General features: G+C 70.0%; 10 protein-coding genes and 1 pseudogene. 3 read left to right on the forward strand and 8 right to left on the reverse strand.

Features of this window, described 5'->3' with window-relative positions; genetic code table 11:
• Nucleotides 1–52: 52 nt before the first annotated feature.
• From IEX49_RS04320 to IEX49_RS04340, 6 genes and pseudogenes are all read right to left on the reverse strand, one after another.
• Nucleotides 53–2,257, reverse strand: a complete 2,205-nt coding sequence (locus IEX49_RS04320; RefSeq protein ID WP_188804549.1) for an ABC transporter ATP-binding protein — start codon at nucleotides 2,255–2,257, stop codon at nucleotides 53–55.
• The gene (locus tag IEX49_RS04325) at nucleotides 2,254–4,011 is read right to left on the reverse strand and encodes an ABC transporter ATP-binding protein (protein WP_188804550.1); all 1,758 of its coding nucleotides are present in this window, start codon (nucleotides 4,009–4,011) and stop codon (nucleotides 2,254–2,256) included. Before IEX49_RS04325 ends, IEX49_RS04320 begins: the two co-directional genes overlap by 4 nt.
• A gap of 249 nt (nucleotides 4,012–4,260) precedes the next feature.
• Entirely contained in the window at nucleotides 4,261–4,773 is a 513-nt protein-coding gene (locus IEX49_RS16755) for a TipAS antibiotic-recognition domain-containing protein (RefSeq protein WP_229672229.1), read from the reverse strand.
• A 154-nt stretch (nucleotides 4,774–4,927) separates the two neighbouring features.
• Nucleotides 4,928–5,125: pseudogene (locus IEX49_RS16760) on the reverse strand (MerR family transcriptional regulator); the annotation flags it as partial.
• Between the two features lie 34 nt (nucleotides 5,126–5,159).
• Complete coding sequence (locus tag IEX49_RS04335; protein ID WP_229672231.1) at nucleotides 5,160–6,119, reverse strand: MBL fold metallo-hydrolase; 960 nt, start codon at nucleotides 6,117–6,119, stop codon at nucleotides 5,160–5,162.
• Complete coding sequence (locus tag IEX49_RS04340; RefSeq protein ID WP_188804551.1) at nucleotides 6,116–7,174, reverse strand: DNA-3-methyladenine glycosylase family protein; 1,059 nt, start codon at nucleotides 7,172–7,174, stop codon at nucleotides 6,116–6,118. The genes IEX49_RS04335 and IEX49_RS04340 overlap by 4 nt, the downstream gene beginning before the upstream one ends.
• A 46-nt stretch (nucleotides 7,175–7,220) precedes the next feature.
• On the opposite strand from IEX49_RS04340, the gene IEX49_RS04345 reads away from it, so the two are divergent.
• Entirely contained in the window at nucleotides 7,221–7,697 is a 477-nt protein-coding gene (locus IEX49_RS04345) for an SRPBCC family protein (RefSeq protein ID WP_188804552.1), read from the forward strand.
• A 78-nt stretch (nucleotides 7,698–7,775) separates the two neighbouring features.
• On the opposite strand, the gene IEX49_RS04350 is transcribed toward IEX49_RS04345, so the two are convergent.
• Nucleotides 7,776–8,726 (reverse strand): acyl-CoA thioesterase, encoded by a 951-nt coding sequence (locus IEX49_RS04350; protein WP_188804553.1) that lies wholly within the window; start codon nucleotides 8,724–8,726, stop codon nucleotides 7,776–7,778.
• A 116-nt stretch (nucleotides 8,727–8,842) separates the two neighbouring features.
• Between IEX49_RS04350 and IEX49_RS04355 the strand changes: the two genes are divergently transcribed.
• A complete protein-coding gene (locus IEX49_RS04355) occupies nucleotides 8,843–9,961 on the forward strand; it encodes an acyl-CoA thioesterase (protein WP_188804554.1) in 1,119 nt (372 codons plus the stop codon).
• A complete protein-coding gene (locus tag IEX49_RS04360) occupies nucleotides 9,961–10,560 on the forward strand; it encodes a HEAT repeat domain-containing protein (RefSeq protein WP_188804556.1) in 600 nt (199 codons plus the stop codon). The genes IEX49_RS04355 and IEX49_RS04360 overlap by 1 nt, the downstream gene beginning before the upstream one ends.
• A gap of 43 nt (nucleotides 10,561–10,603) precedes the next feature.
• Here IEX49_RS04360 and IEX49_RS04365 read toward each other — a convergent pair whose 3' ends face one another.
• Nucleotides 10,604–12,196 carry a molybdopterin-dependent oxidoreductase gene (locus IEX49_RS04365; protein ID WP_188804558.1) on the reverse strand — a complete coding sequence of 531 codons (1,593 nt, stop codon included), beginning with the start codon at nucleotides 12,194–12,196 and terminating at the stop codon, nucleotides 10,604–10,606.
• Between the last annotated feature and the right edge of the window lie 6 nt (nucleotides 12,197–12,202).

Raw genomic sequence — 12,202 nt, forward strand, 5'->3', positions numbered from 1 at the left:
TTCCAACCGTCACCTCGAAGGGTGAAGGGTCGCCCTTCGCTGGAGGGCGGCGTCATCGTCCGCGGTCGACGCCGGGCGGATTCACGCCCTCCTCCGGCTCGGCCAGTAGCGGAAGCGGTCCAGTGGACACGGGAACGGGAGATTCCCCGGCCGACACCGGCTGGGCGTCCACCAGCGGGATGGCACCGGTGCCCACGGACACCGCCGCCTCCTCCGCGTCCAGGTCAACGCCCTGGGTGAACTGGGACATGTACAGCCGGTAGTAGGCACCCTCGGCGGCGAGCAGCTGCTCATGCGAGCCCTGCTCCACGATGTCCCCGTGCTCCATCACGAGGATCACGTCCGCATCGCGGATGGTGGACAGCCGGTGCGCGATCACGAAGGACGTCCGGTCCGAGCGCAGGGCCGCCATGGCCTCCTGGACGAGCACCTCGGTGCGGGTGTCCACGGAGGAGGTGGCCTCGTCCAGGATCAGCAGCGCGGGATCGGCGAGGAAGGCCCGGGCGATCGTGATGAGCTGGCGCTCACCGGCGGAGATGTTGGCTCCCTCCGCCTCGATCACCGTGTCATAGCCGTCCGGCAATGTGTGCACGAACCGGTCCACGAAGGTCGCCTTCGCCGCTGCCACCACTTCCTCGTCCGTGGCGTCGAGCCGGCCGTAGCGGATGTTCTCCCGGATGGTCCCGCCGAAGAGCACGGCGTCCTGCAGCACCATGCCGATCTGGCCGCGGAGCACCCCGCGGTCCAGGGTGGCGATGTCCACGCCGTCGAGCCGGATCTGACCGCCGTCGATCTCGTAGAACCGCATGATGAGGTTGACCAGGGTGGTCTTGCCCGCCCCGGTGGGGCCGACGATGGCGACGGTCTCCCCCGGACGCGCGTCCAGGGACAGGTCCGTGATGAGCGGCTTCTCCTGGGTGTAGGAGAACTGCACGTGGTCGAACTCCACCCGGCCGTGCACGGGCTGGGCCAGCTGGCCGGGCTGCTTGCCGTCCGGATCCAGGGTGCCCTCTTCGGCCTGGTCGGACAGGTCCTCCTCCTGCTCATCGGCGTCCAGCAGCTCGAAGATCCGCTCGGCCGAGGCCACGCCGGAGATGAGCATGTTCGCCATGCCCGCCATCTCACCCAGCGGGGCGTTGAACTCGCGGGAGTACTGGATGAACGCGGTGACCTGACCCAGGGACATCTGGCCGGTGGCCACCCGCAGGCCGCCGACCACGGCGATGCCCACATAGCCCAGGTACGTCACCCACTGCATGATCGGCATGATCATGCCGGAGTAGAACTGAGCCCGGAAGGAGGCCTCGTAGAGGTCCTCGTTCCGCTCGTCGAAGCGTTCGCGCATGGATTCCTGGCGGCCGAACACGGTCACCAGCTCGTGCCCGGTGAAGGACTCCTCGATGTGCCCGTTGAGCCGCCCGGTGTTCTTCCACTGGGCGGTGAACAGCTTCTGCGACTTCGAGCCGATGAGGCCCACCACGATCCCGGCAATCGGCAGGGCGATCAGGGCGATCAGCGCCAGTTGCCAGGACAGCACGAACATCATGATGGTGATGCCGATGATGGTCATGACCGCGTAGAACAGGGACGCGAAGGCCTGCTGCATGGCGGTCTGCACGTTGTCCACGTCATTGGTGGTCCGGGACAGGAGATCCCCGCGCTGGCGCGTGTCGAAGTAGCTCAGGGGCAGGCGGTTGACCTTGGCCTCGATCTGCTGGCGGATCCGGTAGACCACGCGCATCACGATCTCGTTGAGCACGAAGCCCTGGAGCCAGTCGAACAGGGACGCCACCACGTACATGCCCAGCACGATCGCCAGCATCCGCGAGAGCGTGGTGAAGTCGATGCCGTCGCCCAGCCAGCCGTCGAAGATCACGTCCATGGCCTGGCCGAGGATGGCCGGGGCCCAGACCGTCAGGATGGTCGAGATGGCGCCGAAGACGAACACCATCACCACCCCGAACTTGTGGTCCTTCAGGGTGCCGAAGAGCCGCCCGAGTGAGGGCCAGAAGGACTTGGCCTTGCGTGGCGCGGAGCCCTCGCCCCACTCGCCGGTGCCCACACTGTCCTGCAGCTCGGCGATCTCCTGCTCGGACACGACGCCGGCCGCGGCGCCGCCGTCCTTCACGGCACCTCCGGCAGTGCGCCGGAAGGCGGTGGACCGGTACGCGGGGCGCTGGACCTCCGGGAAGAGGTCCTCTGGGCGGCCGGTTCGCTGGCTGGACTGGGTGCTGTTGTTGCTCTCGCCCGTGCTCATGCCACTTCCTCCGCGCTGATCTGGGAATCCACGATCTCCCGGTAGGTCTCCGAGGTGTCGAGGAGTTCCTGGTGGGTGCCGCGGCCGACGACTCGGCCCTCCTCGAGCACGATGATCTGGTCCGCCTCGGTGATGCTGGAGACGCGTTGGGCCACCATGATCGTGGTGGCCCCCTCGGTGTAGCCGTTCAGGGCAGCCCGCAGCCGGGCGTCCGTGGTGACGTCCAGGGCGGAGAACGAGTCGTCGAACAGGTAGATGCGGGGCTTCGCCACCAGGGCCCGGGCGATGCAGAGTCGCTGGCGCTGACCGCCGGAGACGTTGGTGCCGCCCTGCGAGATGGACGAGTCGAGCCCGGTCGCGGCGCTCTCACCCTCGCCGGTGGTCCGGTCCCGGACGAACTCGGTGGCCTGGGCGGTGTCCAGGGCCGCCCAGAGCTCCTGCTCGGAGGCATCCGGCTTGCCGAAGCGGAGGTTGTCCGCCACGGAACCAGAGAACAGGAACGGCTTCTGGGGAACGAATCCCACAGCTTCGGTGAGGGCGGCCCGGGACATCTCCGCCACCGGCACGCCGTCGATCAGCACGGTGCCCCCGGTGGAGTCGTAGAGCCGGGGGACGAGGTTGATCAGGGTGGTTTTGCCGGAACCGGTGGAGCCGATGATCGCGGTGGTCCGGCCGGCCTCGGCAGTGAAGGAAACACCGTCCACGATGGGCGCCTCGGCGCCCGGATAGGCGAAGGACACGTTGCGGAACTCGACCGTGCCGTCCTTGCTCTGCGGCTCGATGGAGTACTCCGGCTCCTGGACGGAACCGGTGGTGGTGAGCACCTCGCCGATGCGGCGGGCGGTGATGATCGCGCGCGGGAACATCATGAACATGAACGTGCCCATCATGACGGCCATGAGGATCTGCAGCAGGTACTGCATGAACGCGGTCAGGGCGCCGACCTCCACGAGGCCGTCGTCCACGCGGTGGCCGCCGAACCACAGCACGGCGGCGGTGGCCAGGTGCAGGACCATGGTGATGAGCGGGCCCATCAGGATGAACAGCCGGCCGATGTTCACGGAGGTCTTGGTCAGCGTCGCGTTGGCGTCCGTGAAGCGACCGGTCTCGTGGCGCTCCCGCACGAAGGCCCGCACCACGCGGATACCCATGATCTGCTCGCGCATCACGCCGTTGACGTCATCGATGTTGGTCTGCATCCGCTCGAACAGCGGCATCAGCCGCCGCACCAGCACGCCCACGATCAGCAGCAGCACGGGAACGGACACCCACACGAGCCAGGACAGGCCCGGGTCCTCCTGGATGGCCATCACGATGCCGCCGATGGACATGATGGGGACCATCACCATGAAGTTCAGGGCCATCAGCACGACCATCTGCACCTGCTGCACGTCGTTCGTGCCGCGGGTGATCAGGGTGGGGGCACCGAAGCGGCCCATCTCCTCGGCGGAGAAGTGGTCCACGCGGGTGTAGATGGCTTGGCGGATGTCCCGGCCGATTGACATGGACATGCGCGCACCGAACCAGACCGCCGCGATGGCGGTGATGACCTGGGCGAGGGCGACGGCCAGCATGACGGCGCCCACGCGCCAGATGTACTCGGTGTCACCGGTGGCGATGCCGTTGTCGATGATGTCAGCGTTGAGACTGGGCAGGTACAGCGTGGCCAGGGTGGCGGCCAGCTGGAGCACCAGGACGGCCACGACATGGGCCCAGTAGGGCTTGCCGTAATGCCGGACGAGTTTCCACAGCATGGGTTTCGCTTCCGGATCGTTCCGCCCACCTGCCGATCAGGCAGGAGGGATGTTGATGATGGGGACCGCTTCCGGGCGCAGGAATGCCGCTGTGACCGAGAGGGCGTGGGCTGCGGGATCGGGGAGCCGAAAATGGTCCATCGTTATCATGCCCGAATATCGCGTGAAATGGGCGCTTCTCTGCTGACAGTGAAACCTTCTGAGCAGAATCGGAGAACCCGCCCGCAGATCCCGGTGGCGGGCGGCGGACTACCGCGCCATCCGGTCCGCATTGGCGTGGATGGCGTCCCGGAGATACTGAGCCAGCCCGGGGCGCAGGTCCTCATAGGTCTTCATGAACCGGGGATCCTGGACGTACATGTCCCCGAGGTTCTTGTGGAACTTTCCGTCGATCGGGAAGAACCAGTGGTCCATGTGTACGCGCATGGCCTCGGCTGCGGCCATGGCCTGCTCCGAGTCGGCCGGCAGGCCGGCGTCCATCGCGTCCAGGATCAGCCGGTTGTTCTCCTCCGTCTCCGCGCTGATCTTGGCCCAGTCCTCCTGCGTGTACGCCGTCGTCCGGCGTTGCGACTCCTTCCAGGCCTCGGTCTGGCCCCAGCGGTCCTCGGCCTCGGCCTGGTACTCCTCGAAGTGCTCCGTGTAGGAGTCCCCGAAGAGCTCGCGCATCTCGTCCTCGTTCAGGTCGATGTCCTTCATGTCCTTCTCCAATGCAGTGTCCAACGCGGCCAGCAGCCGCGTGAGTTCGGTGATCTTCTCCTCCACCAGCTCGCGCTGGCGTTCTAGTGCCCGACGCCGGCCGGCAGGCCGGTGTGCCCCGCGCACCCGGGTGCGCGCCGTCGTCGCGCCCGGGCCCCTCTGCGAGCGCGGCGGCGATGTCCTCCAGCCCCAGGCCCAGCCGCCGGTAGGCGACCACCTGCTGGAGGCGCTCGAGGTCGGCGGGGGCGTAGAGCCGGTAGCCGGCCGAGGAGCGGGCGGCCGGGGAGACCAGCCCGATCTCGTCATAGTGGTGCAGGGTGCGCACGGTGACGCCGGTGGCGGAGGCGGTCTCCCCCACCGTCATCAGTGCGAGCTCCGGATGGGCTCCGGGTCTCATCCGCTGCTTCTCGTTCTTCATGGCTCCCACTGAACAGCCTCACGTCGCGTCAGGGTCAAGTCAGGTGGTCCATCCGGCCCTCGGCCCAGTCCGCATGCCGCCGCGCGGACCGGTGCACCACCGCGGAGGCTTCGGAGGAGATGACCCCGGAGAAGTTGTCATAGAGCCGCTCGTACTCGTACCGGTCCAGGTGCCCGGCGATCCGCCGGGCCACGGCCCCGGACAGCGGCAGGTAGTTGGGGAACGAGCGCATGAACGTGGCCCACTTCCGGTCCCGGGCCACGCCCACGGTGTCCCCGGCCAGCAGCACGCCCGCCCCGTCCTGGCCGGTGAAGTGCACCACCACGCTGCCGGGGAAATGCCCGCCGGGCTGGGAGGCGGTCACTGGTGAGCCGGGCAGTCCGGACTGCCCGGGCAGCGGCGTCAGGGAATCGGACCACACGATGGTGTTCGCCGGCCGCCGGGCCAGCCAGCCGGCGTCGGGCTCGGAGATGTAGACGGGCACCGGACCGTCCGTTCCTCCACAGGCCTCGGCCCAGGCGGACTGCGCGCCGTACATGTGCGGGTGGGAGGCGATGATCCCCGCCAGCCCGCCCAACCCCATCACGGCGTCCACGGCCGCGCGGTCGATGTACGCGGGGACGTCCACCATGAGGTTCCCGGCCCCGGTGACCAGGATCTTGGCATGCTGGCCGATCCCGACGCCGGCGCTCACCCGCACGGCCCACAGGTTCGGTTCCAGCTCGGTCACCTCGGTGCTCGCACCCGACGCGCGGAGTTCACCCACCGTGGTCCAGCGCTGCCCGTCGGCGGGAACCCACTGCCGGTCGTCCGCGCAGATGGCGCAGACCGCCGGCAGGGCATCAGTCAGGGCGTCAGTCAGGGAATCAGCGGCGGTGTCCGCCTGCTCGACCCCGCAGGTGGCGCACAGGACGAGACCGTCCCAGGCGGCGGGGTCTATCGCCGCGTGCTCGATCGTGTTCTGGTCGACCGCGGCGGGGTTGGGGTCCATCATCGGGCACTCCTTCGTGGTCGGGCGTCCCGTCCCATGGTGGCGCGACGGCCCGCCAGCTGCCAGAGGTGCAGGGCGGCGGAGGAACGAAAGGGCGACCAGTCCGCGGCTCGGAGGGCCAGGGCCTTGTGCGCCGCCGACCCGGTGAGGTCCGGTGCCAGCAGCCCCGCAGCCCGTGCTCCGGCCACGAGCGCCACATCCCCGTCGAGCCAGGCATCGGGATCTCTCAGCACGCGCATCGCCACGTAGGCCGCGGTCCACGGCCCGATGCGCGGCCGTGCCAGCAACGCCCGGCGCAGCGCCTCCGGCTCGGCTTCCGCGTGCACGGCCAGCTCACCGTCGGCCAGGGCGCGGCAGGCCCCGACGACGGCCCGCACGGCCTGTCCCGGCAGCCTCAGGAGTCGCTCGGGGTCGGGTCTCTCGCCGGGAATCGGTTCGGGCACGCCGGAGGCGATCTGGGCCGCCGTCGGGAAGTGCCGGTGCAGTGAGGCCACGAGCGAGTCCTCGTCCGGGCGTTCCTCTGACTGGCGCATCGGCGGGAAGCCGCGAGGGGCGTACGGGGTGCCCAGGGCCCCGGCCAGCCGCCCGAGATGCGTGCGGGCGGCGGCGACCGAGATCTGCTGGCCCACGAGCGCGCGGACCACGAGTTCGTGAGGGTCCACCGTGCCCGGGATCCTGATGCCCGGGGTGCGCCGCACGAGGGGAGCCAGAGCGGGGTCGGCGGCCAACAGACCATCTGCCTCGACTGCATCGCGGTCCGCATCGAACAGCGCCCGGAGGACGGCGAGCGCGGGGCCCTGGTCTGCGGCGGAGGCCAGCTGCAGCCTCGCCCGCAGGGTCCAGCTCCGGTTCCGGGTCCAGGTGGCGGACACCAGGACCGCGGCCGGACCGTTCGGCAGGGTCAGTGTGCGGGCGTATCGGAGGTCCTCGGGCCGTGTCAGGTCGGCGGCCTCGACGCCCGTGATGGCGCGCGCCGCCAGGAAGCGGAAGATCCCGGGGGCGTCGTAGGGCGCGGTGACGGGCACCCCGACCTCGAGCTCGACCGGGCAGACGTCCATGCGTGGACCCTATCGCCACGCCGGGTGCAGGCGGTATCTTCACCGCATGACAGAGCCAGTAGACCTCACCGAGCTGTCCTTCACCGTGACGGGGCGGATCGCCAGGCCGGTGGCGGAGACCTATGAGGCCGTGGCGGACCCGGGCCGGATCTCGCGGTACTTCACCACCGGCGGCGCGCGGGGCCGGCTGGAGACCGGTGCCGAGGTGACGTGGGACTTCGCCGACTTCCCCGGGGCGTTCCCGGTCGAGGTGGTCGAGGCCATCGCGCCGCAACGGATCGTGCTGCGGTGGGACGGCGAGTCGGCCGTGGATGAGTCCGGCATGACCACGGTGACGTTCACGTTCTCCCCGCTGGACGGAGACACTCGCACGCTGGTCTCGATCACGGAGTCCTCCTGGCATCCCACCCAGGACGGCGCACGCAACGCGTTCGGCAACTGTATGGGCTGGACCGGGATGCTGGCAGCCATGAAGGCCTGGGTGGAGCACGGGATCAATCTGCGGGACGGGTTCTACACCTGAGTCCCCGTCGTGTGACTCACCACCTGCGAGCGGCCCGCGGGCTTCGCACAGCCCTCGGCCGAGGAGCAGTCCTCCCCGTCAGCCGCCGGCCCATTCGTGGGCGGCCTTGTTCCGCAGGCCCACGAGTTCCAGGGCACGCCGTTCCAGGGCCTGGTCCTGCTCGGTCACGGCGGTCCACTGCTTGACGGGCAGGGCCTTGCCGTCCGCTCCGGCGGACACCATCACCGTGAGCCCGTGGGCGATCAGCATCGGTTCGCGTTCACGCCGGTCCCCGCCCCGGGCGCGGACGGACAGGTGCATGGAACGCGGGCCGGTGTGCACGAGCCGGGCCTCCAGTTCCACGAGGTCGCCCACCCGGACGGGCTGGTAGAAGCGCACGCCGCCGGCGAAGACGGCGACCACAGGCACGCCTGACCACCGGGAGGCGCAGACGTTGGCCGCCTCGTCGATCCACCGCATGACAGTGCCACCCTGGACCTTCTCCCCGGGGTACACCTCGCGGGTGTGGGCCAGGAACCTCATGACCACTGATTCGCTGGTCAGCTCACCGGCCGGCGGAGGGGCCGCGATCATGGCCTCCTCCACCTCACGGCGGACCGTGCCCCGCAGTTTGGCCAGGCGCTCCCGCTCCAGCTCCTCCGGGGTGTCCGGCTCCCAGGGGCGGACGGGGATGGAGTTGCCCTGCGCGTCCACTGCCACATAGACCATGACGCACTCGGTGCACACCGTGGACTTGCCGTCAGCACCCTTGATCTCCGGCAGCACCACCCGAGTCTGCACGTGTACCGAGGTCCGGCCGGTGTGCACCACCCGCGACTGCACCACCACGCGGGTCTCCACCGGCACCGGGTTGCCGAAGTGCATGTTGCCCACATAGGAGGAGACCACGTTGGTGCCGGACCAGGAGGCGGCGGAGGCGTAAGCAGTCTTGTCGATCCAGGTCATGACAGTGCCGGCGTCCACGGAGCCATCAGGGTGGTCATAGGCTTCGGCCCTGAACTGCAGGGCTACGGAACTGTGGGTGGGCATACCACCGAAACTAGCACCCGTGACGGACGCCACGTTCACCGGATTCTCGCCCAGCGGAAACTTTCGGCAAGTCCACAGCCGACGTCCAGCCCCCGGCCGCAGGTCACAATGGTGGGATGGAGATTTCCCCGACGCCGGCCGCTCCGGCATCGCTGACGCCAACGGCGGACCGCCGGCACGAGGTCACGCTGCGCTTCCTCGCGGCCCCCACCGATCGTGGCAAGGCCGGGACGGTGGATGCCGGCCGGGTGCTGGAGTGGGTGGACAAGGCCGCCTTCGCCGCCGCCACGGGCTGGAGCGAGAGCTATTGCGTCACCGCCTACGTGGGCAACGTCCACTTCGAATACCCCGTCCAGATCGGCGAGATGGTCGAGATCACGGCCACTGTCCTCTACACGGGCCGGTCCTCCATGCACATCAACACCATGGTGCGATCGGGAGACCCGAAGACCGGTCAGCTCGCAGAACGTGCCCGCTGCCTGGTGATCTTCGTGGCCGTGGACGCGGAGGGCCACTCCACGCCCGTGCCCGAGTTCGTCCCCCGCACCCTGGAGCAGCAGCTCGCCCGCGACTACGCCAGGTCCCGCATCCCGGTCCGGGACGAGATCTCGGCCGAGCTCCGGGGGCAGCAGTACACCGAGGCCGGCACCGCCGAGAAGGTGGTGCTGCGCTTCCTGGCCGAACCCACGGACGTGAACTGGGGCGGCAAGGTCCACGGCGGGATCGTCATGGAATGGATCGACTCCGCGGCCTACCTCTGCTCCTCCCGCTACTGCGGCCGGGACACCGTGGCGGTGTTCTCCGGCGGCATCCGCTTCCTGCGCCCCCTGCACATCGGAGACCTCGTGGAGGTGGAGGCCCGCCTGATCTACACGGGGAACAAGGGCATGCACATCGCCGTCGAAGTCCGGTCCGGGGACCCGAAGGGTCAGGAGCTGGCCCAGACCACGAACTGCATCACCGTCATGGTGGCCCGGGACAGTTCCGGGACGTCCGTGCCGGTCCCCACGTGGAAGCCGGCCAATGACGAGGACCGGAGGCTGTGGCAGCACGCCCGCACCCTCCTGGAGATCCGCGGCCGGGCACCGGGGAACCGGCTGCCCAACCACCTGCTGGAGGAACAGAAGGGCGACGCCGGCCGCGCACCGGCCGCAGGGGGCCCGGGACCCAGTACTGAGACAGACAACGAGACAGTCAATGAGACAGCCGAGACCCAGGAAAGAGGGCAGCACTGATGGCCGACCGCTTCTGGGAGGTGAACCTGCCGGGCCCCGCCGAGGGCGAGGAGGCCGCCATGGTGACGGCCGCCGTCGAGCAGGTGGGCGGGCACCAGCTGGCCGACTGGGCCGTGCGGCTGCTCAGGGGCCGGGCGCGCCCCGGGGATGTCGGGGATCCGGACATCGCGTTGATCCGCGGCGAGGCCGACACCCTGGACCCGGAACTGGCCCTGGACCCGCACCTGCCCCGCATGCTGGGCGCCCGCGTGCTGGTGCACCATTGGCACCCGCGGGCCGCCGATGCCGTGCTGGCCGGCCTCACGGACGAGAGCACGGCGGTGCGGCGGATGTGCTGCCGGGTCGTCGCGGCCCACGCGGCGGAGGGCCTGGCGTCCGCCGCCCGCACCGTCGAAGCGCTGTTGTCCGACCCGGATCCGCGGGTCCGCAGCGCCGCCGCGCAGGCCCTCGGTGAGGTCGGCGGGGAGTCGACCGCATCTGCCCTGCAGGGTCTGCTCATGGACCCCGATTCGGTGCTGGCCTCAGCCGCCGAGGACGCCCTGGACCGCCTGGCCGAGCGTTTCGCCCGGCCGGACCTGCGCGCCGAACCGGAGTACTGAGCCGAATCTGCGCTGCGTGCCGGGCTGCCTGCCGCGCGGTCGGCTACTCGACGCGGAACTGGACCTCATGCCAGCCGCTCGCGCCGTCCGGCACGGTGTCAGCACGCTCTGCGGTCTGCACCTCGCCGTCGCGGTTCACGGCGCGGACCCGGGCCGTGTGGTTGCCGGGCTCGCCCTCCCACTCCAAGGACCACTGCCGCCAGGTGTCCACGGTGGCCTCGGCCGCCAGGGTGGCGTCCTGCCACGCCCCGTCATCCACCTGCACCTGGACCCGGTCGATGCCGATGGTCTGGGACCAGGCCGTGCCGCCCAGGACGGTAGCGCCGGCCGGCACCGCCTCGAAGCCCCGCGGGACATCGATCCTTGAGGCCAGCTTGATCGGGCCGCGTTCCGACCAGCCGCGGTCCGTCCAGTAGGCGGTCTTGTCCGCGAAGCGGGTGACCTCCAGGTCCACCACCCACTTGGTGGCCGAGACGTAGCCGTACAGTCCGGGTACCACCATCCGCACGGGAAAGCCATGCTCCAGCGGGAGCGGCTCCCCGTTCATGCCGACCGCGAGCAAAGCGTCCCGGCCGTCGGTCAGGACGTCCAGGGAGGTCGAGGCACTGAAGCCGTCAACCGACGTCGAGAGCACCATGTCCGCACCCGCCTGCGGCCGGGCCCGGGCCAACAGGTCCTGGAGCGGGTATCCCAGCCACTTGGCGTTGCCGGCCAGGTCCCCGCCCACGGGGTTGGACACGCACGTCAGGGTCACCCAGCTCTCCTGGAGGTCCAGCTCCAGCAGTTCGGTGAAGCTCAGGGTGAACTCCTCCTCGACCATGCCGTGCACCCGCAGTTCCCAGGTGGAGGGGTCGATCCGGGGGACGGCCAAGGCCGTGTCGATGCGGTAGAAGTCGCCGTTGGGGGTGACGAACGGTGGCATCCCGGGGGCCGGTGCGCCCACTCCCGGGGGCAGCGGCGCGGCCGTGCGGCGCGCCCCGGGCAGGCGCAAGGCGTCACGGGTGGCCATCGCGGCCGTGCTGACGGCGGAGAGGGCGCGGCCTCCGGCCATGGTTGCCACGGCCACCACCGCCGTCAGCCCGGCGCCGATCAGGAAGGTGCGCCGTGCCGCCTCCGGCCGAGCGGAACCTGATGCGCCACCCTCGGTGGACTCCGGGCCAGGGCTGTCGCCGTTCGGAACGGTGCGCCGATGCGCCAGCCGCACGAGCCAGTTCAGCGCCGCGATGCCAGCCACGCCGCCGAGAACGGTGGGCAGCAGGTCGAGCCACCCCGTCGCCGGCCGACTCAGGACGGCGGCGCCCAGAAGAACGGCGATGGCGGCACAGAGCACCGAGGCCAGTGCCACCCGGCGGCGGGCGATGAGCCCCAGGACGGCGGCCAGGGCCAGGGCCACCACGCCCATGGACACCATCAGCACGAGCTTGTCCGCAGTGCCGAAGACGTCGATCGCGAAGTCCTTCAGCCACGAGGGCGTGATGTCGATGAAGGCCGCCCCCACGGCCACCAGGGGTGAGGACACCGGGGAGAACAGCGCGGAGGCGATCTCGGCGATGCCCAGCAGGAGGGCGGCGGCAAGGGCGCCGGAGGCGGCGAAGGGCCAGCCGCGGGCGGAGCCTGGTTCAGCGTGCCTCGTCATGGCCAT

Source organism: Citricoccus zhacaiensis (genome assembly GCF_014645315.1).
Taxonomy (GTDB): Bacteria; Actinomycetota; Actinomycetes; order Actinomycetales; family Micrococcaceae; genus Citricoccus; species Citricoccus zhacaiensis.